This window comes from Aquimarina sediminis (assembly GCF_002895435.1).
GTDB classification, from domain to species: Bacteria; Bacteroidota; Bacteroidia; order Flavobacteriales; family Flavobacteriaceae; genus Aquimarina; species Aquimarina sediminis.
This window is the reverse complement of the sequence record NZ_POYJ01000001.1, coordinates 278743-304196: the sequence shown is the minus strand read 5'-3', so window position 1 is coordinate 304196 and position 25454 is coordinate 278743. Positions and strand designations below refer to the sequence as shown.

General features: G+C 32.4%; 18 protein-coding genes. 6 read left to right on the top strand and 12 right to left on the bottom strand.

Annotation, left to right across the window (positions count from 1 at the left end; all coding sequences use genetic code 11):
• Positions 1-67: 67 nt before the first annotated feature.
• Positions 68-3310: a M14 family zinc carboxypeptidase gene (locus C1X07_RS01330; protein WP_103068178.1), complete on the bottom strand. Its 3243-nt coding sequence runs from the start codon at positions 3308-3310 to the stop codon at positions 68-70.
• Between the two features lie 420 nt (positions 3311-3730).
• Between C1X07_RS01330 and exaC the strand changes: the two genes are divergently transcribed.
• Positions 3731-5254, top strand: a complete 1524-nt coding sequence (gene exaC, locus C1X07_RS01325) for an acetaldehyde dehydrogenase ExaC (RefSeq protein ID WP_103068177.1) — start codon at positions 3731-3733, stop codon at positions 5252-5254.
• Positions 5255-5266: 12 nt separating this feature from the next.
• The gene (locus C1X07_RS01320; RefSeq protein WP_103068176.1) at positions 5267-5641 is read left to right on the top strand and encodes a DUF779 domain-containing protein; all 375 of its coding nucleotides are present in this window, start codon (positions 5267-5269) and stop codon (positions 5639-5641) included.
• Between the two features lie 15 nt (positions 5642-5656).
• On the opposite strand, the gene C1X07_RS01315 is transcribed toward C1X07_RS01320, so the two are convergent.
• From C1X07_RS01315 to C1X07_RS01290, 6 genes are all read right to left on the bottom strand, one after another.
• The gene (locus C1X07_RS01315; protein WP_103068175.1) at positions 5657-6316 is read right to left on the bottom strand and encodes a class I SAM-dependent methyltransferase; all 660 of its coding nucleotides are present in this window, start codon (positions 6314-6316) and stop codon (positions 5657-5659) included.
• 105 nt (positions 6317-6421) lie between these two features.
• Positions 6422-6820, bottom strand: a complete 399-nt coding sequence (locus C1X07_RS01310) for a cupin domain-containing protein (protein ID WP_103068174.1) — start codon at positions 6818-6820, stop codon at positions 6422-6424.
• A 26-nt stretch (positions 6821-6846) separates the two neighbouring features.
• Positions 6847-7689 carry a sterol desaturase family protein gene (locus C1X07_RS01305; RefSeq protein ID WP_103068762.1) on the bottom strand — a complete coding sequence of 281 codons (843 nt, stop codon included), beginning with the start codon at positions 7687-7689 and terminating at the stop codon, positions 6847-6849.
• 220 nt (positions 7690-7909) lie between these two features.
• Positions 7910-8530 carry a hypothetical protein gene (locus C1X07_RS01300; protein ID WP_103068173.1) on the bottom strand — a complete coding sequence of 207 codons (621 nt, stop codon included), beginning with the start codon at positions 8528-8530 and terminating at the stop codon, positions 7910-7912.
• A gap of 7 nt (positions 8531-8537) precedes the next feature.
• Positions 8538-9026, bottom strand: a complete 489-nt coding sequence (locus C1X07_RS01295; protein ID WP_103068172.1) for an RNA polymerase sigma factor — start codon at positions 9024-9026, stop codon at positions 8538-8540.
• 153 nt (positions 9027-9179) lie between these two features.
• Positions 9180-9821: a hypothetical protein gene (locus C1X07_RS01290; protein WP_103068171.1), complete on the bottom strand. Its 642-nt coding sequence runs from the start codon at positions 9819-9821 to the stop codon at positions 9180-9182.
• Positions 9822-10190: 369 nt separating this feature from the next.
• On the opposite strand from C1X07_RS01290, the gene C1X07_RS01285 reads away from it, so the two are divergent.
• The gene (locus C1X07_RS01285) at positions 10191-11453 is read left to right on the top strand and encodes a response regulator (RefSeq protein WP_103068170.1); all 1263 of its coding nucleotides are present in this window, start codon (positions 10191-10193) and stop codon (positions 11451-11453) included.
• Here C1X07_RS01285 and C1X07_RS01280 read toward each other — a convergent pair whose 3' ends face one another.
• On the bottom strand, positions 11454-12368 hold the full coding sequence (locus C1X07_RS01280; RefSeq protein WP_164914068.1) for a M23 family metallopeptidase: 915 nt from the start codon (positions 12366-12368) through the stop codon (positions 11454-11456). It abuts the gene before it with no gap.
• Between the two features lie 390 nt (positions 12369-12758).
• Here C1X07_RS01280 and C1X07_RS01275 point away from each other — a divergent pair, with 390 nt between their 5' ends.
• Complete coding sequence (locus C1X07_RS01275) at positions 12759-13592, top strand: OmpA/MotB family protein (RefSeq protein WP_103068168.1); 834 nt, start codon at positions 12759-12761, stop codon at positions 13590-13592.
• 156 nt (positions 13593-13748) lie between these two features.
• Here the strand turns inward: C1X07_RS01275 and C1X07_RS01270 are convergent, their stop codons facing one another.
• Entirely contained in the window at positions 13749-14321 is a 573-nt protein-coding gene (locus tag C1X07_RS01270; protein ID WP_103068167.1) for a hypothetical protein, read from the bottom strand.
• A gap of 193 nt (positions 14322-14514) precedes the next feature.
• Positions 14515-15324 carry an SH3 domain-containing protein gene (locus C1X07_RS01265; protein ID WP_128755171.1) on the bottom strand — a complete coding sequence of 270 codons (810 nt, stop codon included), beginning with the start codon at positions 15322-15324 and terminating at the stop codon, positions 14515-14517.
• A 226-nt stretch (positions 15325-15550) separates the two neighbouring features.
• On the opposite strand from C1X07_RS01265, the gene C1X07_RS01260 reads away from it, so the two are divergent.
• Positions 15551-17419: a transthyretin-like family protein gene (locus C1X07_RS01260; protein WP_103068165.1), complete on the top strand. Its 1869-nt coding sequence runs from the start codon at positions 15551-15553 to the stop codon at positions 17417-17419.
• 499 nt (positions 17420-17918) lie between these two features.
• Here the strand turns inward: C1X07_RS01260 and C1X07_RS01255 are convergent, their stop codons facing one another.
• Complete coding sequence (locus C1X07_RS01255) at positions 17919-22175, bottom strand: P-loop NTPase family protein (RefSeq protein WP_103068164.1); 4257 nt, start codon at positions 22173-22175, stop codon at positions 17919-17921.
• 324 nt (positions 22176-22499) lie between these two features.
• Positions 22500-23759, bottom strand: a complete 1260-nt coding sequence (locus C1X07_RS01250) for an NADase-type glycan-binding domain-containing protein (protein ID WP_103068163.1) — start codon at positions 23757-23759, stop codon at positions 22500-22502.
• 505 nt (positions 23760-24264) lie between these two features.
• On the opposite strand from C1X07_RS01250, the gene C1X07_RS01245 reads away from it, so the two are divergent.
• On the top strand, positions 24265-25416 hold the full coding sequence (locus tag C1X07_RS01245; protein ID WP_103068162.1) for a YCF48-related protein: 1152 nt from the start codon (positions 24265-24267) through the stop codon (positions 25414-25416).
• Positions 25417-25454 lie beyond the last annotated feature (38 nt).

Sequence of the window (25454 nt, the reverse complement as noted above, 5' to 3'; positions counted from 1 at the left end):
AATACCAAAAAAGCTTCCGAAAGACAAATTTTTCGGAAGCTTATAATGTGGATTGAAAATCTGAGCTTTACTTACTGATCACAAATCTTTTGGTGATCACATTCTGGTCTACAGAAATCTCTAACAGATACATGCCATAAGGTAAATGCCCTACATCAATGCTTTGATCAGATAATTGATCCTGTATAACTGTTTGACCAACATAGTTAAAGATTTTAAAAGACACTTTATCCTGATGTAGCCCTTGTATAAATAATATTCCATCTTTTATTGGATTAGGATATAAGATTATGTCATCAGAATTACTTATCAAAGAGGTCCCATTCTCCTTAGAACGAGAAGCTACGCCAATATTGACTGTATAATCCTCTACCTCTCCGTATGTGAATGTATCACAAGGACCAGCAGCTGTACTATATTTCATAGATATTCTCATTCTGGTATTACCAGATAATGCCGTTGAAGGAACATTAAAATTAAAAGATAGATTTGCACTACTGTTGGATAAGTTTGACACGATTTGTTCTGAACTCTCAAAAGTACCACTATGGTTATAATCAATCCAAATACTCCAATATTCTCTATATGCAGTATTAGCAAAACCAGCACTAACAACAATAGTGTTAGCTCCTGCTCCTATAGCACCAACCAAATTAGTAAAATCACCATAGCCTCCATTAGCAGCTGTAGTATTAGCTATTCCACCTAACTCTACGTAATCTATGTATTCATAGTTTACATTATTTCCTTTGGATGTGCAATAGGTGATCGATGTATTTAAGGTAGTGGCACTAGCCGTATTACTTGATGAGGAACTATTACCTGCAGCATCTTTGGCTTTTACAGAAAATGAATACGTAGTATTAGGCGTTAGACCTGTAACATTATAACTTGTACTGGTTACGGTAGTCAATAAAGCAGTTCCTTGATATACTTCATATCCTGACACTCCAACATTATCTGTAGAGGCATTCCATGAAAGCCCTATACTGGTCGAAGTCACAGATGAAGTCGAAAGATTCGCAGGTGTCGATGGAGCCTGTGTATCTGGTGTAGAAGATTTTATGCTAATATTGTCTATAGCCATGTCACTTCTAAAACTCGATCCGGTAACACCTTTAAACTGTAGTTTGATTACAGAACCCGCATATGAAGTGAGGTCGATTGATTCTTGATTCCAGGTATTTCCAATATTTCCACTCTTTGTCCATAATGAGGTATAATTAGTACCATTATTTGTACTAATCAAAACTTCCATAGACCCCATATTAGAACCATACATGTGATAACTAAAATCTAGAGAAACATTAGAAAGCGAAGCCAAATTAATACAAGAACTATTAAGAATTGCTGTTTTATTAGGACTTCCGGGAGGATTTACATTGGTTGATGCCTCTGTATACAAATAATAAGATCCATTTTGTGCCGATGATGGTCCTGTTGATGATGAGGGTGTTCCTCCAGAGTCACGTGTCCAATCAATATCATCACCCGTGGCATTAGTCCATAGTCCTATCCCAGTTTCAAAACTTTCTACATACGGAAAACTAGTAATTCCTGTACATGCCTGAACATCCGTTGTAGTAAAGTTTATTGAATTACTATACGGTGAACTTGTTCCTCCTGCGCAGTTTCCTCTTACTTGAGCTTCATATTGAGTAATAGCTGTTAATCCAGTTATATTAATTGTGTTTGTACTCGACGGTAATGTTGTCCAGTTTGTAGTTCCTGTCTCCCGATATCGAACATCATATGAAGCAACAGAATTGGCATTCCAACTTAAAGTAGCTGTAGTGGTTTGAACATTTGATGCGGTCAATCCTGTTGGTGCTACGCCAGCAATAGGAGTTAGTTGTACATCTCTAATTACAGCGGCGTAATCTGCAACAGTCACCCCTATTAAAGTAACTGGTTCATAACATTCTGCTTCATACAAAATATTATAAGTTCCGGCTTTTATAGGTCGATAGTAATCTCCTTCAGGCAATTCTGTTGGAGTCCAAGATTCGTAACTTTCTCGTCCCACTACAGTAACTTTGGCTTGTATAGGTAAATTAGTTACTGCGTCAGTAACAACTCCTCGTACACCATAATTTACTTGTTTCAAAAATGCAATAAGAGCTTCTCTGTTATAATTCCAATAGTTTACTAACTGATTAGCCGGAGGTGTTTTATTGTTTGATAATTCTACTGTTACTTCTCTTCCTTTTTGACTATATATTTGGTAATCTTGTCTACCTCCTTGTACTTCATACCAGGCATACCCATTGGTAATTCCATTATTTAATGCAGTAAAATACCCTGCAGGACTATTTGCCTGGCAATGATCTCTATACTCCTTAGACACATGTATAAAATAATCTTCATCCGGATGTGCACCTGCATAAGTATCCCAAGGGTAATTAATCAATTCTATTCCGCCATGAAAGTTGGCTGATAGTACAAAATGTTTTGTATCTGCAAAATTCATAAATGCAACTGTCTCTGTCTGGTACGTATTACCATCAGGGTGCGGTCCATCATCGGGATCAGGATAATTTCTGTTTAAATCAACATTATTGGCATTTCCACGTGTAGCATTAGCAACAGATGTATTATTCGCGCTATTTCTATAAGTACCATCTGGGTTTGCCAATGGATTAATCCATACCTCATTATTATCTAATAAGTTTTTAATCTCCGCATGCTTCGGATGACTAGTATCATTATATGCCCCAAGTAAATAATCAATAAGATTGAGCATCATAGGATATCCTGCTATCTCATCTCCATGCATAGAAGAGGTATACATCACCCTAGGTTCTTGCTCATTTTGAGTGACATTATCCGATAACTTTACAAATAATATTGATTTATCTCCTTCTGTGGTAGCTCCAATATTTTCCACTTTGCATAAAGAAGGATTATTGGCAGCAAAATCATTCATCATCGTCACATAGTCTGCATATGTCGGATATGCAGTAAGCGGAAATGTAGCTGCTTTGACTGCCAGGTCAGACGTCATGGTTCTATAGCCTACTATATTATCTTCAGACGCAACCCTAAAGTCAATTTTTTTCTGTAAGAAAGAAGAGAATTGACTTTTATTGGCCATTACCTTTACAATATTGGTCTTCTCATCAAAATGCACAATCGCAAGTTCTTTTGTAATTGTATTTAGTTCTGATTTGTTTTTAATGGTAAAATCAAAAATGACTTCACCTTTTGTGTTTAGGTATTCATTAGCGAGCTCTTTGTGGCTTTTTTGCGCAGAAAGAGAAATGCTTATGGTACAAGATACCAACAGCATTAACATGATGTGTGTTTTCATTGGTTTTAAGTGTAATTTAAATTGAGTTAATATTTAGTTTTAATATTATTGTGTAATATTATATCATTCCTAAAGGTACTAAATTCGTTTAGAATCTAATAGGGTAGTTTTTTTTGTATTGATTGGACAGTTACCAAGCACTCATTACATAGGTTTCTTTATATCATAGATGATTTATATATATCAAAACTCTATCTATGGTTGTAATACATGTATTATTACAAAATTGACCATATTCTTTAAGACTATTTGGGCTTCTAAAAACTACATAAAATTGTCATGAGAATATTAACATTATTCTTTAAAAATATTGCCCAAAATACAGTATATTTAAAGATAGCCCCCTCCTTGTCAACACATTACACATGTAGACAATGCAACACACATTTCAGTACTTTAAAAACCTTTAATTCTAAAATTATGAGTATTTCACAAGCATCTCCCAAAAGCAAGATGGAAAGACCCAACTTTAAGGATCAATATGACAATTATATTGGCGGAAAATGGACTGCACCTGTAAAAGGGCAATATTTTGAGAATATCTCCCCTGTGGACGGAACAAGTTTTACCAAAGTAGCACGTTCTACTAGTGAGGATATTGAACTTGCAATCGACGCTGCATGGGCAGCGGCTCCAGAATGGAACAATTCTTCTGCTACATACCGCAGTAATTGCTTATTAAAAATTGCTAATATCATGGAAGAAAACCTGGAAGTACTGGCTAGATCAGAAACCTGGGATAATGGAAAAGCCCTGCGAGAAACTCTTGCTGCAGATCTTCCTCTGGCAATTGATCATTTTAGGTATTTTGCTGGAGTGATTCGTGCAGAAGAAGGATCAGTAAGCGAACTTGATGCCAGCACTGTTTCTATAAATATACCAGAACCTCTAGGCGTTGTTGGGCAAATTATCCCCTGGAACTTCCCTCTTTTGATGGCTACCTGGAAAATTGCACCCGCTCTGGCTGCCGGAAATTGTGTGGTATTAAAACCGGCAGAACAAACCCCGGTAGGGATAATGATTTTGATGGAACTTATTAAGGATATAATTCCTGCTGGCGTACTTAATGTCGTAAATGGCTTTGGAGTAGAAGCAGGTAAACCTTTGGCCTCTAGCTCCCGAATTAATAAAATAGCCTTTACCGGAGAAACCACTACCGGACAACTTATAATGCAATACGCATCAAAAAACATAATTCCGGTAACACTTGAGTTAGGAGGAAAATCACCTAACATCTTCTTTGAAAGCATTATGGATGCCGATGATGATTTCTTTGATAAATCTCTAGAAGGTGCAGTAATGTTTGCTCTTAATCAAGGTGAAGTATGCACATGTCCCTCTAGAATTTTGATTCAGGAAAGTATCTATGATCAATTTATAGAACGGGTCATAGAGCGTACAAAGGCTATTAAACTAGGGCATCCGTTAGATCCAGAAACTATGATGGGAGCACAAGCCTCTAATGATCAATATGAAAAAATATTAAGCTACCTAAAAATAGGAAAAGAAGAAGGTTGTGAAGTATTGACTGGTGGCGAGGCTGCTTATGTTGAAGGACTTGAAAATGGGTATTATATACAGCCAACACTTCTGAAAGGAAATAATAAAATGCGAGTGTTTCAAGAAGAAATTTTTGGTCCTGTAGCATGTGTTACTACTTTTAAAGATCAGGAAGAAGCAATCAGCATTGCCAATGATACACTCTATGGTCTGGGTGCAGGAGTATGGACAAGAGATACCCATCAGGCATATCAAGTATCCAGAGCAGTACAAGCTGGTCGTGTTTGGGTAAACTGTTATCATACCTATCCGGCACATGCTCCTTTTGGAGGGTACAAAAAATCCGGAATTGGAAGAGAAACACACAAAATGATGCTTAATCATTACAGGCAGACTAAAAACATGCTTATTTCTTATGATAAAAAAGCTATGGGTTTTTTCTAAAACAGTAATTATATGATATCACGTGTTAAGATTACCGATGCGGCAAAAACCGTAATTGATACCCTTAGTGCAAAACATGGGGAGTTATTATTCCATCAGAGCGGAGGATGCTGTGATGGATCCTCCCCTATGTGTTTTCCCAAAGGGGAACTTATGATTAATGAAACAGATATATGGTTGGGTAATGTGCATGGCTGCGATTTTTATATGTCTCTTGATCAATTTGAATACTGGAAACACACTCAGCTAACTGTCGATGTAGTACAAGGTAGAGGTGCTAGTTTTTCTTTAGAAATCCCTATGGGGGTTCGTTTTGTTATTCGATCACGAGTATATACCGAACAAGAAATGAAATCACTTAGTGTAATTCATATTGGAGAAATTTAAAAGGATGATGTTTCATCACTGATTGCGCTTACCAACCAAAATCCACATTGTTTTATCTGGATCATTTTTCCATTGTCCAAAATCATCAATTTCTTTAGTGATCAGAAAACCTGCTTGTTGTAATTCTTTCTTCACATAATGCAAGGATAAAGTATGCGCTTCTATTTGCTCGTCTCTAGGTTTATCAATCATGTGCCTTTTTAGCTTTTCTAAAATCAAAATCTTTCCTCCTGGTTTTAGAGATTCTTTTATACGATCAAGAATATCCTTGTAATCTTCCATCTCGTGATATGTGTCCATAACCACTACTGCATCAAGGGTGTTCTTTGGTAATTTAGGATTATCATAATCCCCTAATATCGTTTTTACATTCTGAATTTTATGCTCTTCGAGATATTTATCCAATTTATCCAATCGATCTTGACGTACATCTACTGCATATACTTTTCCTAAGTCCCCCACTTTCTGTGCCATATGAATTGTAAGATACCCCTCGTGACAGCCTACGTCTGCTACTGCACCTCCTAGTTCAATTTTTGCTAATTCAAATAAATCAGAAACATTCATCCACGTATTCCTCTTATCCCAATCTGCTTTTTTATATTGCGCATAATTACTCTGCAATGTGAATACAAAAGCTGGTAATATTACAAACCATACTTGATAACTCCTCATAACCAATTACTTTAGTTTTCAAAATACTTCTTAATTAGATATGCAGAATTGGCTTTATGAAAAATTTGTGCTTTTTTGAATATAAATATTTGTTAATCAAATGATTTATTCTACGAACTCCCTATCTTTTCCTTCAAATTCTGGTGACTGAATAGAAATAACCTTCATTGGTATTTCTGATAGCACTTTTACGGCATGTACAGTTTTTTCTGGTATTGTAATCCAATCTCCTTTTTGAACAATTATTTTTTTATTATCTAATATCAGACTGGCTTTTCCTTCAAGTACAAATACCTGTTCAGTATGTTTTAGGTGTTTATGAGCCTTAATACCTTTTTTTAACCAAACAATAAATGTAGAAGTATGCTTATCTGAATAGATTTTTTTTACCAATAGATTTTCATATTCCTGATCGGGTTGAATACTATCCATAGCCATTGTATTTTGAGCCATAAGACCAGTATATGAAATAAGAATACCGCAAATAATTAGCACTGCTTTCATGAATGTATATGTGAAATGAATTAATGTTAATTGTTCGAATCAAATTTAGCACCTGTGGGAGCCCGATACCCCATAAAAGGAAGCTTTAATAGTTTATTAATCTTTGAGTTAGAATTAATATCTGGGTACGTATCAACTCCATACACCAACTCTGTATTTCGTATTTTGGTAAAAGTCCCAAAAATTCTATCCCAGATAGAGAAAATATTGCCATAATTAGAGTCTGTATAAGGCAACATATAATGATGATGCACTTTATGCATATCTGGAGATACAATTACCCAACTTATCATATCATCAACCTTTTTTGGTAATGAAATGTTGGCATGATTAAACTGAGACAATACTACTGATAATGATTGATATAACATTATTATTCCAATGGGTGCACCTGCTACAAACACGGCTAAAGTTGTAAATAAGAAACGAATAATACTCTCTCCTGGGTGGTGTCTATTTGCAGTTGTTGTATCTACATGGTTATCTGTATGATGTACTAAATGAAACATCCATAATGGTTTTATAATATGCTGAATGTAATGTGCAAACCAAGCACCTATAAGATCCAATAATGCTACTCCCAACAATATAGTAGCCCAAAATGGTAAGCCTAACCATTGTAGTATTCCAAATTTATTCTCTATGGTCCAATCGCTAGTTTTTAGCAATATAAATGCCAGAACAAAATTGATTACAATAGTTGTAAGAGTAAAAAAAATATTCGGTAAAGCATGTCTAAATTTTTTGTAATCAAATTTAAACAGTGGAATTGCATACTCAATTAACCAAAAAAAGGTAATCCCACCCACTAAAATAAAACTACGATGGGATGAAGGTATCGTTTCAAAATAAGTTATTATACTTTCCATACTTACAAAATATTCCATTTTTGATAACTATACAAATGGTTTTGAGTAAATATAGAAAACTGTATATCAATTGTTAACAAAAAACAGTTATTCTCTAGGCTCATCAAAAACTGAGTAAGCAATATTAGTTTAACAACTTTAACAAACTCAGTTTTATAAAAGAAAAGCTATCTTTTGGATAGCTTTTCTTTTTATTGAGACAATTTGGGTTACTACAATACTACATATCATTTTTATCCAATTCTTTAAACAATGATTCGGCAGAATTCATATTTCTGTTATAATATTTTCCAACCCATCTGGCAAAAGCTATAAAAAACACCACTGCAATTGGTATTGCAACAATTAATGGCCATATGGATTTACCGGGAGCTGGAGAAAACAGATCTTTATTATTCAAAATCTTTGTTGTAACCGGCATTATTGCAAAGAGCAGAATAAAACCAAGATAAAACCCCATTTTGGTAACCAACTGAAATCTCTTTTTACCCTTATTATATGCTATCAATGTTTCTTTATAGTTATTTGTTGCAATATCAATTTTATGCATTTTATGTATTGATTTTAATGATAAAACAGGTAAAATTAATAGTATACAGGTCGTTATGATCCCCGATAATAAGGTATACCAGTTATCCAACTTATAAAAATTCGTAATTATTAGTATAGCTGTGCCATAACATATAATCGCTCCTATTATCTCAGGGTATGCTATTTTATTTATTTTTTTTCTGTATTGGTCTTGCGTCATCATAATAATCATTTTATCCGTTAACTTTTTTTGTTTTTCAATTTGGTTACTCATTTGAGACCAAACAGCTTGCATTTCTTCTAACTCCATCCCTATTCTATTTTTTTACAATTTGTTTTTTTAGTTTATCTTTTATTCTTGAAATCCTAGTACCTACATTACTTGGGGACAAACCTGTTATTCTAGCAATTTCCTCGTATTTTTTTCCTTCCAGAAGCAATAAAATCAACCCTTTATCCAGTTCATTAAGGTTATGAATATGTGCATATAGTTTTTTTAATCGTTCTTCAAATCCTGTATCATAGTACTCGGTTTGTTTCATGATCACCTTGTCTATTCCGATTTGATTTCCTTTTCTCTTTTCTTTTTTCAATCGGGTAATTGCGGTATTAAGTCCAACACGATACATCCATGTACTAATTTTTGAATCTCCTCTAAAGCTATCATATGCTTTCCATAATTGATAGACGATCTCTTGATATAGATCTTTTTGATCTTCCTGATTATCGGTATAAATAGTGGTTATCTTGAAAATGACACCTTCGTTATCCTTAATAACCTGAATAAACTCGTATTCTTTATTCATATAGGTTTACTTTTATCATATTAGTATCAAGTACATAAAAAAAATCACAGAAAAGACTGTGAAAATTTTATAACATATAATAATTCCTTTTAAAATTACTAAAGATTCACTGCTTATAGGTAAGATATTTTGCAGTTATTAAAACAAATGTTCTTAGTCTTTGACTACAATAAGAGTAGCTTTAACACCTGTTGTGAGATTCCATTCATTACCAGTAATTATATTGCCTTGGTCATCATAGAGATGAAACTCTGCAGTATTGGGCCCAGATTCCCCTTGATTTAATGCTTCGATATCAATCTTATTAAATCCTTTTACCAGATTAATTTTAATTCCTTGAAACGAACTTGTCAAATATATCCGAGGTCCAATAATATCATCATTAATATATATCCGAACTACATCGCCATCTACAGATTCATGATCTCGATATATTAAATGCACAAATTTTCCTCCACTTTTAAAATCTCCTAGATATTGATCACTTTTAAACTCTTCACTTACGTTTTTGTCTTTTTTAAACCATTTTGGAGTTAATTCTGTGTTGGGTTTTAAAAAACCGGTATTACCCGTCATATCAAAAGTTTGATTCCTACGGCTATATTCTGATAATTCTTTTGGAAGAGCATATAAGGAAGAATTATAATCAGGTGTTGATAATTCTTTTGAGAGACTAAATTTATTAGTACTTAAATTACTTTCTCTATCAATACGCAAAGAGGAGTTATTCTCTATCTGAGCATAGATCGTAACCTCAATACATAATAAAAAAAACAAAAATAATCTAGCTTTCATATCTTTTTAGATACTCATTAATTAATAACAAAGATAAGTATTATAGCCCTTTAAGACTTCTTATTACACGTAAAACTTGTTTTATAAAGATTTGGTACTAGTATAAAGACGATATAAATAGTAAATAATTACAACACAACTCTAACAATTAATATACCAAAAACTATCTACAAAAGTTTTTAACGTATATATTTAATTGTAAGAAATTGCGCCCCTACCTACCTTTTGTCGAACAAAATGTAGTTTTAATTGATATCCTTTACCCAATAATATTTTGGTTTACTATAAATTACAAAATTGTGTATAAAAATACACCAACATACTTGTAAGATAAACCTTATATTTCTTATTTTGTTATTAAAAAAGTTTATGATCTATTATGTAATTGGAGGAGTACTACTAGCCGTTCTTCTATTTGTATGGCTACAGTATAGCAAAGTAAAGAAAAGGCTTGATGCTACAAACATTGAGTTAGACTCTTTAAATAAAGCAAAAGACAAACAATTTCAATTACAACAGGATCTGATATCTATCCTTAGTCAGGAAGTAAGAACACCTTTATATGGTATTATGGGATTAACCAATCTCTTGGCAGAGGAATACCCAGAACTCAAAAATGATAAAAATCTAAAATCTCTTAAATTCTCGGGAGACTACCTTCTTACACTTATCAATAACGTATTGCATGTAAATTTTTTGAGTTCTGAAGAGATTACGGCTCAAAATGTACTATTTGACCTCAAAGAGGTTACACAAAATCTTATCAACTCCTTTGGCTATGCCACCGAAAACAACGATAATAAACTACATTTTGATTTTGACCAAGAAATTGACCCAATGGTATATGGGGATCCAGCAATTCTTGCGCAAATACTAATGAGCCTATTAAGTAATGCACTACGGTTTACCAAAAACGGTAATGTATCTTTTTCTATATCCTTGATTAAGAAAAAAGAAGATGTTTCTACTATTTCTTTTAAAATAAATCATGATGGATATGAAGTATCCCAAAAAGATGAAAAATCAATTTATGAAGAGTTTATTAATGTAAAAAACACTAAAAAATCATATTTGGGTACGGGTATTAATTCTGATATAGTAAATAATCTGGCTCAAGCACTTAATGGAGAGGTTATTATTCAGGAAGAGTCACCAGAAGGGTCAGAATATGCACTCGTTGTAAACTTTAAGATTAGACAAACAAAGGAAGAAATCCCTACGAATAATGATACTCCTGAAGACAAAGAGTCCTTTCACACTCAATTTAGAGCTTTGATTGTTGATGATAATAAGCTAAATCTTTTGGTAGCTGATAAAATGTTATCAAAAGAACATTTTGACTGCACCACCATAGATAATGGTTTTGACGCTATAGAATTAGTAAGAAATAATGACTATGATGTTATTCTTATGGATATTAATATGCCAAGATTAAACGGTATAGGCACCACCAAAAGAATACGAGAATTTAATAAGACTACTCCTATCATCGCTTTAACCGCTGTAGATGTCACTCAGTTAAACAGGCAAATCGTACATGCTGGTTTAAATGACTATATCCTAAAACCATATGACAAAAACCATTTATTAGAAATGATTCATAAGTATTTGGATAATCCTGTTACTAAATAATTATAGATTTATAATTATTTGCTGCCCGATTTTTAGTACCGAATTAGATCGAATAGAGTTCGTTTTACAAATTTGAGAAATCGCCAATCCATACTTATTTGCGATTCTGGAAAGCGTATCTCCTTTTCTTACAGTATAAATCTTTTTTTGTTCTTCTTCAATTCTGGCAATATCATCAATTGTTGTATGAACTACAATATTGCTTTTGCGTGTAGATCGATGATATCTGGGAGTAACCCATTTTTTGGTAACAAAAAGTACATCTGATCTAATTTTAGTTTCCTTGGCAAATTCAAACAAATACTCGGGATTAATACTTTTTCCATGATATCGTACTTCTAAGTGTAAGTGACTTCCTCTTGCATTTCCGGTAACACCACCTTTTCCTATTACATCACCTCTTTTGACATCATCATTTTCTTTTACTAATATCTTGGATAGATGGGCATATACAGATTCTAGTCCATTATGATGCCTTACTACAATCGTATTTCCATGTCCCCCATGATATCCTACATATCGTATTTTACCTCCCAATATGGTTTTTACACTATCTCCTGTATGAAGATCGATATCTATACCCTGATGCGGTCGTCCTCTTCTCCAACCATACCTAGAAGTAACTACCATCTTACCATTAACCGGAGAAGAAAAATCTTCTTCGTTAAATTCTAATTGAAATGGTAATGTAAGGTTTTCATTCCAGTATGGATTAAAGACCTGATTATCCCATTTACTATTAAATACTTCAGTATTTTGATCTTCTATCTTGTCTAATAAGATATCATCAACAGGAAAATTATAATTTTTTGGATATATAGGTAAGCAGACTATTTTACCTTCTAAAACTAACTTTTTACAATCTACAGCTATACTTTCTTTGTCTTTTTCTAGGTTTTCTTGCGCAGTTATCACAAAAAAAGATATAAACATCAAGAAACAGGACACTAGCCTCTTATCAATTAAAAACATCAATTATTATTATACATTATATTAACTAAAGTAGATCTCGGGCTATAGCGTTCGTTTATTTCTACATTTAAGACTGTAAAAATAGTACGTTATTACAATAAATCAATACTTTTTTCCCCAATATGTGAGATAAAGTTTACACAAAAACACATATTTTTTTGAAAATCAACGGGTTATTTTACAAAAAAAAGACTAATAATTAGCTCCTATTTTACACCAAACACTCCATTAACATTTCTTTAAGAAATTGATATGAAAACATTAATAAAATAGGGTACAATAAATAAAATAAGACGTAGTTACAATAGTAAATAATTAATTAATTAAATAACCATGAGAAGATTATTCACATTAATTGCCTTGTCAGGGATATTCCTATTGACATCGTGTGTAGCAAAGAAAAAATATGTTGCTTTAGAACAAGAGTTACAGGACACGCGTAGTACATTGCAAAAGACTTCGGTAGAAAAAGATGAACTTGAAGAAAAATTTGCTAAGATTGAAGCCAGAGTAGCAAATTATAATGCTAAAATCAATTCTTTAAAAGAATCGAATGATGAAAAAATGGTAATGGTAGAAGGTGTTACTGCAATCTCTAACAATACTAAAGAAAAAATGAAAGCTACGCTTGCCAAGGTTGACCAACAAAAAGTGCAAGGAGCAAAATCTTTAAAAGATTCAATGAATCTGGCCGTTTCTTACAATCTAAAAAGTTCACTAACCGATGAACTTAAGGAAGATGATGATATTTCTATTGATATAGATAATACAGTAGTTATGATATCTATATCTGATAAAATGTTATTTAACAGCGGAAGCTATAGAGTAAGTAATAAAGCCAATGATATTCTAAAAAAATTGGCAGACGTTATTAATTCTGAACCAAGTCTTGAAGTTATGGTAGAAGGTCATACCGACTCTAGAACTATTAGTAATGCTGTAGTACAGGATAACTGGGATCTTAGTGTAAAAAGAGCTACATCGATCATCAGAAAACTACAAACAACCTATTCTGTTGATCCTGCAAAACTAATTGCATCAGGAAGAAGTAGCTACAAGCCATTAGTAGAAAATGATTCTAAAGAAAACATGGCAATCAACAGACGTACCAGAATTGTTTTATTACCTAACATGGACAAGTTTTTTGCAATGTTATCTTCTAACTAACCTAAAGATTTTAGTGTAAAACACACTCCAATAAATAAAAGAAGGGATGAAATTTAAATTTCATCCCTTTTCTTTTTTATATACTTTTTGCTTTTAGTACCTCCTAAGCAATAATTTATTCCTAATCTTTTAAAGAGTTATAATAAAAGAATCAAATTACCACTCTGCTAATTCACGACGTAGTTCATTCAATGAGATGTTACTATTTATCAATTTAGTAACCACTTCTTCTCTAAACTCCTCTAGATCATCATAGTCATAATACTTAGCCCATTTATGAGTTTCTAGTAGATTCTTTATCTGTTTGATAAGCTTTCTTGTCGCATCGGCAGAACGCAATACGGCTACCTTATTATAATCAGGATTATCTTTATGCATATAACTCACTTTTTTGGCTTCAAAATCCACCGAAATATAATATGCATCTACATCTGGATCCAGGTTTTCTCTAAAATCTCCCCAATCAGCATACCCCAATCGTAAGTCGTCGATCTCTGCCGGAAAATCAGATACTAATCTCCACTGGCAATTCGCTGCCCTTCCCCAATGGTTTGACAGCCTATAAATACCATGTTTTGTATAGTAATACGTACTTCCAGACTCGCTTCTATAATTTGGTTTTCTTCTAGTAATTTCCCGTAAGGAAGCCCCCCTAAATACACAATACGTTTTATTAAAAAAATTATACCGTGTATATACCTTAGTATGCTCTTTTTCTTGATTTTCCAATATGTTGTTTTTTCCCGGTGGCAAAGAAATCACAATTTTTTCAGAAAATAAAAACAAGTTTTTAACATATTTTTATTGACTCATCCATGCCTCTTTATGGATTGAATTTGGTGTCAAAGAAAACTATGTTAATAACGAAAGAATAAAAATAAAAAGGACTTATCGAAGTAAATTTAGGTAGTAAACGGTGAAACTACTCCTCTCTATAATTAACAGGCAAAAACTTTTCTCCATCCCAGGTAAGATTTCTTTCTTGTTTTGTAGTTACATACCACTCTGTTTCCTCATCTTTTAACTCTCCATGTTCCTCTTTATAAATTACTACATTCTCTCTTCCATCCTTATCTTCAGGAAAGATGTATTCAGAATGGTGATGGTATAATCCACCATCGCCAATTTCGGAAGTATTTGCCACATGTCTAAGGGTAGTTCCATCCCAAAAAACATAAGATTTCCCTCCATTCACCCCACAAGATTCACTGTCATTATCTACAAAAAGTATATCATGCAACTGCTTTACTCCTCTATGACCTATATTTTTAAACTGAAAAGATCCATTTCCTATTAATCTAACAGAGACTTCATCTATTACTTTACCTTTAGAAGTTGCTCTAATATTTACAAAAACTCTCTCATCCTTTTCAGATAAGTTACAAAGAAAATTGGTGTTCGAATCCTTATGACTGGCATGCCTATATATAGAGATTAGACCTCCTACCAAATATCCAATCTGATTCTCAAAACTTACCTTATACCAGGGAGAAGAAATCCCATTATACATATGGCTAATCTCCATCATATCCAATATCTTAATTTCGCTTCCTATAGGTAATAAAACTAACGTTTTTGAATCTAACCCGGGTGCTTCTCTCAATTTTACGTTATCTCCAAACATATAATATGTTGTCCCCTTTGTTAGTACAGTATTTTTATCAAAATGTTGACTCATTACATTGGTAAAAACCAGTAATAAGACCAAAATGCAACAATGTATTTTCTTCATAGTATTTAATATTTCCATCACACGCTCACTAGGCATAGCGAATATATTGAATTTTGAAATGCCTCAACTATAAATATCAGGAAAACCCCCTAATAGTCTACCGTAATATAACTATATAAAAAAAGGGTATTAAACCTAGAGATATCAGGTATTAAACTCTTTCACAACTACTTACAAATATCTAATTTTGAGATAAAAGCATATTAATCTTAAAAATTTAGGAAACATGGGGTTTATACTAAGGGGAAATCTTGCAGGAGAATTATGCAAGGATTGTAAAGAACCGCTATTTGGTTCTGTGGTGCGTTTTTATCGAGTAGCAAACCTCGATACTACTGTCATCACAAATGTAGCATCTGATCCAAAAAATACATTACAAATTCTGGATGAAAAGCAAATCAAAGCTAAAGCAAAATTTTTAATTGCTGAGGCAGAAATTGATAAAAATGGAAATTATGAAACTTCTCTGAAGGGTGACTATGAACAGTACGATGGACCAATAATGATAGATGTCCTTACTAAAAGAGTAGTTAATCAAAAAAGCAAAGATCGCGATCCATTACAATTTACCATCACTACCTTACAACCGAGATGGAGAGAAACTAATGATGGTCTTTTGTTTTATTGGAAATACTGTCTTCATCATCGTTTTTGGTGTGGCATACGAGAATTATTTGATGCATGGGTGATTTGTGGACGTCTATTAGATTGCAAAAACAATAATACCCCAATTCCTGGTGCCAAGGTAATTGCTATGGATGATGACTGGATTACTGATGATGAATTGGGATCAGATATTACTGATAATACGGGGCATTTCAGGATAGATTATAGTAGTAAAGATTTTAAACAAACCTTTCTTTCTCCTCATATCAATATCGAAACACCTTTTCCACCATTTAACAGTGGACCCGATGTGTATTTCAAGCTAGAGATAAATGGAACTCCCGTAGAATTTGAAAAACCATCAGATAAGAGAAATAATGTGGGGGCTTGTCTTTGCGTAACACTCTGTGTAGAAGATATTGTCATACCTCCGCTTCCGATTCCTGCTTCATTCACCAATTTTGGGCTATTACGTAGAATTAAGATACAGGATGAAATTAATACTGCTAATGGCAAAACGCAACGTCCAGGATTTGTAGACTATGCGTTTTATAGAACCATTAATCTAATCGGAACCATCACTAAGACCTTAAACGGTAACCCTATGGAGTATATGTTTGAATACCAAGAGGTGATTAACCCAACGGATTTACCAGCTCCTGGAGGATGGCAACCAGTATTGCCCAACATGATTCCTACAACCGTAATTGGCAACCTATTTACTCTTACTGGAGATCCAATGAATCCTATTGATAAAGAACCATACTATATCAATAGTATAGCCCCCAATCAGTCTATTGTTTTTAATGGAAACTGGATTCCGGTACCACAAAATGCAAATTTTGAACCTCATCAGGATGCAGAAATATTAAAACTCAATACTCTTGCGATAGCAAATATGGTATCCATTGACATGAGTTCACCTACCTCAGCCATTGGAAGTGCTAGTGTATCACCATCAAAACCGCATACACGCAATCGTTACTTTGCTATTAGAATGAAACAGCGAGAAGAGAATAATCCTGCCACAGAAATAGTAGCCGGAACCTCAAAACCTATTGCCATATATAATGTAGAATATGACAATGTAAACAAACACGGAAGTTGGGCTCCAAAAACAGTTAACAATCGACTTGCTGCTGTTTCTGTAGATATACAAGAAATTGTGTCTGGAACCAGTGGATGTAATAAAATCACAGATGCACTACATGTAAAGTATAGCGCTCGTAACGAAAACTTATCTTCTGTAAGTTTATCGATAGTAGGTCCTAACAAACCTGGGCAAAGTTTCAGTTTTCCAGCTATTGCGCTTATGCCCGCTCCAGAAACCTTTGGAACATCACAATTGGTATTCACACCTCCTACAGATACGGTTAATGATCTTTTGCCTTGTGCATATACAGTTACCTTATCCACTACGGTAAAACTAACAACAGGAGATGGAGAACCAGGAACAATCCATGATTTTATATCATTTTGTAAAGTATAATATTTGAATTAGCCAATGCTAAACCAAGAAAAGGGACATCTTAGAAATAATACTATTCACAGCCGGAAAAATAAATTTTTAAGATTCCCTTTTCACAATCAAATGATGGCAAAGTATGTATTGGTATTTTTTGACTAGTACTACATAACAAATTATTGATACACAAGTATACAGAATCATTTTTCAGTTACTTTTTTTTAATCAATCTTATTTTTAAGTAAACAATTAAAAAACAAGGATAAGCATCAATGATTTTTGATAGCTTTGAGTCATCAACGACCATTACTCTTAAAACGTTGTACAATTAAGTGCAAATGTTGTTATTTAGTACGAGTTCATGTAACGGAGGCAACGTTAAATGAATTTTCTTTTCAGAACATCAGGATTGAAAATCTTGCCATTACCAATCCATACAACCCTATGTGTTTACCAACAACGCATAGGGTTTTTTTTGGGTATTAATAATCTCAAAAAATCATTCATACTATATTTACTCTCATTAGAAAGATTTCAAATCTTGTATTTTTTTGATATTCATTTCAATTACTCCAGTATTTATCAAACTTCTTTCTAAAGCCCCGCAAAAGTGAACCAGAGAGTCATTAAGGTCATCTTCTAATATATACATTTCTTTTATTGATGATTTATACTCACTCCCTTCAGAGTGCATCCGGATTGCTTTTTTATAATATTTTATCCCTTCATTTTTTAAGTGGGAAACATCTTTGAATCCCCAGTGATCATATGCTTCTTCAAAAGAAGAATCTATCTCTTTTAATTTTACTACAGCATAGCTCCAATAAATAAGATTATAATATAAGCTACCTATATATGAATAACTCATGATATAGTTAAAACCATAAGTTTTAATGATATTAATAAGGTTTCGACCACAAAAATCAACATTAATCAATTCACCTTTGAGCTCGTTTTTATATACTTCTATATGTTCCTTTTCGACAGTTGTGTTTTCAGTAAACTCTTGAATACATGTTTTAATGTATTTGTTAACTACATCACTATTAAACTCTCCATTATGTGCCAACATTAATTTTAGGAACTTCATTCTTTTTACAAAGTGGCTATCAATTTTGTGTCTTAAGAATTGTAGTCTAGAAAATATACTATCAATTGTAGACTCCTCAAGTATAGTATTCAAATTTTGTTTAGTGTCAGATGGTCTTAGATGGAAATCAATTTTTTGACATATCAAATTTATTTCCCCTTTGTCTTCTACAATTAAGCCTTGTTGAGTCATAATATCATCACTCAAATTTTCTGTGTTGGTTATTTGCTTATAGAATATTTCCTGTCGTTTTATCCAAGATGTATAATTACTCAATACTTTATCAGACTCATTATTCAAAATGGTCATAAAATTGAGTTTAATCTTACTATTACTTTTATTTTTAAGCAAATTTGTTTTGATAATATATAAGCATTTTTTGATGTAAAATAGTGCATCGTGATATTTGCCTGCTTGATAATATAATCTATAGCTCAAAATATTAAAGTAAAATACATTTTCGACAGAGAAAAAGGTATCAAAATCTAATTTGTTATTACTTTTTTGTAACCCCCAAAATTGAGCATTTAGATCTCTTAACTCGACTTTAGTAACATCTTTTGATTTTATTATATCTCCTATTTTGTTTGAGTTCAGTTTAATTTTCCCTAGGCAGGATAAAATGCTGTCTGATAATTTACCTAAAACTAATCCCAAAAATTGTTTTTGTTTTCCATTGAGAATATGTTTACTCCTATTTTCGAAAACCAATTTTTGTAATATTAAAATTTGATTTTTAGAATTAAGATTTTTAATTCCTTTATCATTAATAAAAATGGATCTGATATTTTCAACATAAGGGCTTAATAGATGCCCGAGAGAAGTAGTGTAATAAAAGAAAGCACTAAATGATGGATAGTAGTGTTTGGCATTCTTTCTTCCATAGTGAGTTCTTACATTATCTAAGCTTACGTAATTCATAGGATTTTTTATTTTTTTATCAAAAACAAACACTTCTCTGTTTTTTATGGTACGTTCTTTTAACCCTTTTAACCCAAGAAATCCATAAAGTATACCATGGGCTCCTTTTTCATATAGAGATTTGTAATTTCTATTTTTATAGAATAATAGTGTCCCCACACTTTGATAGTAATCTGCTAATAGAGTTTGTACCCGTTTATGATCTCCTATAATATTATCCTGAAAAAAATCTCTATATTTTAAGTTACAGTCATATGGAGCAAAAGGGAATAGTTTTTTTATATTCATAAACTTTGCATATTCCTGGATGTTACGCTCCAAATTACTTTCTGTTATCCCATCAGAACGATCTTTTTCTAGAATCATTAATAAGGCTAAATGTGGTCTCAGAAATAATTGCATTCTCTTGTATGGGCTTTCCCATTCTGTGTCTTCCTTATAGTACAATATCTCTTTATCGATGTCAAAATTCCACTCTCTGGTATCCAATGTTATACTTCTTAGTATTGAGTATGTAGAATCATAACGATTTGATTTTTCTAGACACAAACTCAGTAATAATCGATTTCGGGTATAGAGCATCATTTGGTGTTGGTTTAAGTGTTCTCTATCCCTTAGTGGTTGTATAGCATCTGCATAATATCGAATTGCAGAATCATAATCTTCGTCATAAAAATGAATATCGGCAATGGTAGAGTTCAAATACCCTAGCGTATGTATAAAAGACGAGTTATTATAACTTATCTCTCCATTTTTATACAATTCCATTTTTTGTTTCAGTTTCCTTTTAAAAAAAGCTTTAATATGATAGGATTCGTCCAAAGTAAAGTTAAACGCTGCGGCACTTTCATCTGATACTTTAGAGATATACTTAAGTTCCATTGCTGATCTGCTTCTAAATTTAAACTGAAACATGGCATTTGTAGTTCTCCTAATATGTTTTACCGATAGATAAGAAATAAGGTCCTTTAGTGTTGTTCTTAAGTTAGGTCCTTTACTACCAATAATAATGTCAGGCATCAGTTCTAGCTCTCTCCACGAGAATGCAGATCTATGAAACTTGAGAATATGATCCATTAAGAAAGCAGAAAGATATAAGTTCTTATCATTAAGATCTTTGAGGTATTTTTCGTTATCAATCAAATATGGAAAAAATATAGATGACAATACTCCTATTTTGTGCTGTTCTTTATACCTAAGAGATAAAAACAATTGTTCTGGTATTAGCCTGTTATCTCTATTTTTAAAATCAGTATCTTTTCTATCAAGAAACAAATTTCTTTTTTCATCACTCTCTTTGGGGTTTAATACATTAAGGTAGTTTTCTATAAGCTCTTTTAATTTTTTAGGACTTCCATTGCTTCGATAAGTCAGATAAACAATAAACTTATGTATTTGTTGAAAAATTAAATCTTTTTCTTCTACTTCCTTCAAGCTGTCGTAGAATATTTTCAAGTAGTCATAAGGGTCTATCCCCATACCTTCTTTTGATGTATTATCACTAATACTCTCTCTCTTTTTTCTAAGGATATCATCTACAACATCATTTCCCATTATAATTCTAACCAAATAGTTTTCTGCCATTTGTGTAATCCCGGTTTTTCGGTTTTCATAATCTTTAAAAAAACTATTTACATAAATAACTTCATGAAAAATGCTACTATAAAAGGACTCTCTATCGGCTATATCTGCAAGACTGGCATCATACATTTCGGCTCCTCCTATAAAAATAAATTTGGCGTCAGCGGTATGAATAAAGCTTTTCAGGTTTGCCAAAAGCCTGGATAATGTTTCTTTTCTAACATCCAACCTAGATTTCCCTAAGGCAAAATGATTGGTATTCCCTTCTACAAATTCTGGTTCCAGTTTATCCAATTCATCAATTATAAAAAGAACATATCCTATATCAGGAGTTTTCTTTTTTCTAAATTTCTGATATAGTCTTAATACTTCTTTGATTTCGAATTCTAATTCTTTGGCAGTATACTTATTAAAGGATTGTTTATAAGGTTGTGCTTCAGAATTTTGAACAAATGATATGGTTTTACTCAATATCGGTCCCCCAGAGAATCCTTTAAAAGTTTCTGTTTCATTAGTTTGACTCTGAATCTCCAAATTAGAATTGATTCGTTTGTATACCTGATCAATTTTTGAAAACAATCTGCTCTTTTCTTTATGATAAACCTCCAAATAAAACCAACTAAGTATGCCATTTAAGATAAAAAAAGTAAGTATAAATAGTAAAGAAAACAACAATACCATTAATAAATGGTTATCGGTGATCAGTGTTTGATTCTCGATATTAATAACTCCTGAAGCCACACTATATAGCAATCCAAAAACAATAAAAAAACATACTAAAAGAGATAATATCCCTGCCAAAACTCTTTGTATTACTATATCATCAAAAGGGTTTTTGTGTATTAGACCTACTTTTTCAGAGAACTGAATAAATATTTGTCTTAGTAAATCATAGTCTGTTAATTCGCCCTGAGATAAAAATATCTCTACAGGTATTACTTTGTGATTTTCTATATGGTTAACCTCTTCTTTTATTACAGTATCTACTAAGGTTGATTTACCCATACCTCGATAACCGGCAACCAAGTAAGCTCCTTTATATATTTTGGAAGCATCATTAGGTGTGATCCTTCTTCTCAACTTTTCGCGTGCTACCTCTCTTCCAATAAATATGCTATTCTCATCACAATGTGTAGAAAGGTTATATTTTTGTATTGGAATATGAATATTTCTTATGATTGCGCTCATCCCTACTTTTCTATAATTGCATTAACAAACTTACTCGTATACAGTATCTGTGTCGACTACCTAGAATGAACATCTGTTTTTCGACACGATTAAATACCTATCTGTTTTAAAAACAGATTTTCAAAATCAAATAATCTGGATGGGGATTTTTATTGCAAATTATAGTAGTACAATACTCTTAATGACGTTTTGCAATGTATAAATATAGCTCATTACTAAACAATTAGCTATATCAAAAGCATTTATATTTTGTTTTTTGCCTGAAAAACATTGATATAGTCTTTGGTAAATAAATCTTTGTAAGGGTTCTAAAAAGATAAAAGATTAATCTTCTGCTATATTGTGTTTTTTACAAAAAATGTCTTTTCTGATAGGTTCTGTACCCACAACTATATCATTCGCCAAATATGTTATTCCTTTATCTAGCTCTACAATAGTATAAGTTTGTTGTGGTTCTTGTAGCAGTTCTATATTGGATATTTCACCCTCACCAGTACTGGTTTTTACTATAGAGCCAATTTTTAACTGATCAACCGCAGTATACAGGTAGTCAGATTTTGTTTTTTGCGGATCATAAGATATCCAATTCCCAGTAGCCGATAGAAAAGGATGGTCTTGTGTACAACGAATTGAGGTTCCGTCTACCATTATAATCTTAATCAAGTGATCATGAATAGGGCTAGCAAGCTTTTCTATTGTAGATGCTTCATAAGTTTTGGTATCTTGATTGTAAGAAAGTACCTGATCTCCTATTTTAAGAGATTCGATAACTTTTTTACTATGGTCTGCCATGGTGATTAATGTCCCTTTTGCAAAGCAATGCACATCGATTCCGTCAAAATAAATTTCAGAGATCACCGTATCATCGTACTTATCACCAGGATATACTTCGAGAATCTCAAATTTCATTTTCCAGAGGGGTAGTTTTTTTGCGGCTATAAAATCTATGTTCTTATCCAGGAAACCTATGGTATCTACTTTAAAATGTTGTGCTGCTCGCTGATCTTTAAGATTTAATATGGCATAGGGCTTATCTTTAATATAAATTTTCAGCTTTTTCACCCGACTATTACTACGCCAAGCTCTTTCGCTTTTCACATGACCATTAACAACTATAATTTCTGTTATTCTTGGGCTTGACTGTGGGAACCCATATTCTAAATATTCTCCTACTCCATGCCCTTTAACTCCTTCTACCCAAACGTTTTTATAATTTAGATCATGAGCATTTGCTGGTTTATAATTGATAGATCCTTGAGAAGCTAAACTGGACGAAGCCTTTACTTCACTAGGTCCGCCTCCACAGTACCAGCTACATCCATCACCTTCTACACTCCAATAATTAGATTTGGTCTCATCTACTTTTTCTAATTCGGCTTTTTCTATATCGGTGAGGTCATCATACTCTAGTCCATTGCTCATTCTCTCCCATATCTTTTCGCAGATTTCTCTATTTCTATAAAACTCTTTTTCGTCGGCTACATTAAAATCCAACATTTCAACACTTGGTGTTAAAGTTTTAATTTCCTGAGCAGTAGCAACCCAATTTGATACAAATAAGATATAAACTAGTACTTTTTTCATATAACAATATTATACCAACAAATGTATCAAATATTACATAAGGTCGATCCCCCATTTACAGTGAAAAAAGAAAACCTAAAAAATATCACGAGCAACCAAAAGTTTTATTTTCTATTGTTTTGGTGTTAAAATGAGCTTGTCCTTTAGACTTGTATTCATAGAAAATCATTCCTTACAATGTTATCATAATCTTTAAAAAAGGGTCTGGGAGAGACCAATAACCAAAGGAAATGTTGATAACATAGAAATTAGTAGGAAAATGCACTCGTTTGATGGTTAACAGAATACTCAAAGATAAATTTTACTTAGATTAAAAGTTTAAGAATACAACATACCAAAAATGTAATAAAATTATATAGCGGAATAATATTACAATTATTTACACCTTAAAACAATAAATATGGATATAGCTTGTTAGCTTAAAAACTAATTTAACTGTAACCATATTTCAGAACAAGACATTTCCCCTTATTTACTAAAAAAGCCTAAAGCATTACTCACTATTATGGAAACAAATCAATTTACCTTTCTATTCCTTATAATTGTTTTTTTTAATTCTTGTACTAATAATAAGAGAAACGAAAATGACCTTATGCCAGAAGAATATCAGGTTAGTAAAAACTTTATACCGATAAATCAAGCTCCTGAAATAAGATATAATACGTTTGATAATATTATCCAAGATCAACATAAGTTTACCAATATAACTTCAAATCGAGAAGTTTCGATATTACATCATTTAGATGAAACTGGATTTCATTTTTATTCAGGTGTAAAATTTATGGATAATAATATTGGCGTAATAGTTGGAGGAACTAGATTAAGAGCTAGAATCACCCAAAACGGTGGAAAAAACTGGCGGGAAGTTAGTTTTTCTAGATTTTCTAACTCATTTCAATCCGTAGATTTTTCTGGAAATACTATTTTTATAGTTGGTTCTAGTAATTATATCTATAAAAGTGAAGATTTAGGAAAAAATTGGAGTGTATTTGATACACAATATTTTTTTCAAGAAGATCATAGCAGGTATCAAAAATTCAAATTTTATAAAATTCGTTTTTTTACAGAAAAAATAGGCTTTATTGTTGGAGAACATCAAAGTCGTTCCGTTATTTTGAAAACAATAGACGGTGGCGATAACTGGGAAATGATTAAAAGCAATTTAAAAAATGAAAAAGGTATATCAGATTTAGCCATACTTTCCTCTGATGAAATAATAATAACCACTTTATCAGGAAAATGTTATAAAAGTATTGATGGAGGAATTAATTGGGAATTACTCTATTCAAATAAAAATAGTTCATTATCATCTATTGCTTTTTTTAACTCTAGAATTGGTTTTATTGGAGGTTTAGACGGAATATTATTATATACGAATGATTCAGGAAAGACCTGGAGGAATATAAGCATGCCTTATGGAGAGATTTCTGATATCGTTATTCATGAAAATTCTGCTTTTATAACCACCTCTCTAACTTTTGAAGAAGATAAATCATTTGTTTTTAGAATTGATGAGGAAGGGAAAAGTATTAAGCCTTTTTTAACAAAAGAAGATCGTTCAGTAGTGTTTAAATCAGAATCTTATAACATTCAAATATTGAATGATCATATTTATATTTTGGATAGAAATAATTTGTACCTAACTGTCATAGATTAAACCCGATAACAAAAAACATCTTAGCTTTGAAAATACCA

What these genes read in the sequence shown, in the direction of transcription:
- C1X07_RS01295 (WP_103068172.1), bottom strand. Translation starts at nt 9,026, where the DNA reads ATGAATAAAGAATACGAGTTTATTCAGGTTATTAAGGATAACGAAGGT.
- C1X07_RS01305 (WP_103068762.1), bottom strand. Translation starts at nt 7,689, where the DNA reads ATGGAAAGTATAATAACTTATTTTGAAACGATACCTTCATCCCATCGT.
- C1X07_RS01290 (WP_103068171.1), bottom strand. Translation starts at nt 9,821, where the DNA reads ATGAAAGCTAGATTATTTTTGTTTTTTTTATTATGTATTGAGGTTACG.
- C1X07_RS01275 (WP_103068168.1), top strand. Translation starts at nt 12,759, where the DNA reads ATGAGAAGATTATTCACATTAATTGCCTTGTCAGGGATATTCCTATTG.
- C1X07_RS01310 (WP_103068174.1), bottom strand. Translation starts at nt 6,820, where the DNA reads ATGAAAGCAGTGCTAATTATTTGCGGTATTCTTATTTCATATACTGGT.
- C1X07_RS01300 (WP_103068173.1), bottom strand. Translation starts at nt 8,530, where the DNA reads ATGGAGTTAGAAGAAATGCAAGCTGTTTGGTCTCAAATGAGTAACCAA.
- C1X07_RS01330 (WP_103068178.1), bottom strand. Translation starts at nt 3,310, where the DNA reads ATGAAAACACACATCATGTTAATGCTGTTGGTATCTTGTACCATAAGC.
- exaC (WP_103068177.1), top strand. Translation starts at nt 3,731, where the DNA reads ATGAGTATTTCACAAGCATCTCCCAAAAGCAAGATGGAAAGACCCAAC.
- C1X07_RS01260 (WP_103068165.1), top strand. Translation starts at nt 15,551, where the DNA reads ATGGGGTTTATACTAAGGGGAAATCTTGCAGGAGAATTATGCAAGGAT.
- C1X07_RS01245 (WP_103068162.1), top strand. Translation starts at nt 24,265, where the DNA reads ATGGAAACAAATCAATTTACCTTTCTATTCCTTATAATTGTTTTTTTT.
- C1X07_RS01250 (WP_103068163.1), bottom strand. Translation starts at nt 23,759, where the DNA reads ATGAAAAAAGTACTAGTTTATATCTTATTTGTATCAAATTGGGTTGCT.
- C1X07_RS01265 (WP_128755171.1), bottom strand. Translation starts at nt 15,324, where the DNA reads ATGAAGAAAATACATTGTTGCATTTTGGTCTTATTACTGGTTTTTACC.
- C1X07_RS01255 (WP_103068164.1), bottom strand. Translation starts at nt 22,175, where the DNA reads ATGAGCGCAATCATAAGAAATATTCATATTCCAATACAAAAATATAAC.
- C1X07_RS01285 (WP_103068170.1), top strand. Translation starts at nt 10,191, where the DNA reads ATGATCTATTATGTAATTGGAGGAGTACTACTAGCCGTTCTTCTATTT.
- C1X07_RS01315 (WP_103068175.1), bottom strand. Translation starts at nt 6,316, where the DNA reads ATGAGGAGTTATCAAGTATGGTTTGTAATATTACCAGCTTTTGTATTC.
- C1X07_RS01320 (WP_103068176.1), top strand. Translation starts at nt 5,267, where the DNA reads ATGATATCACGTGTTAAGATTACCGATGCGGCAAAAACCGTAATTGAT.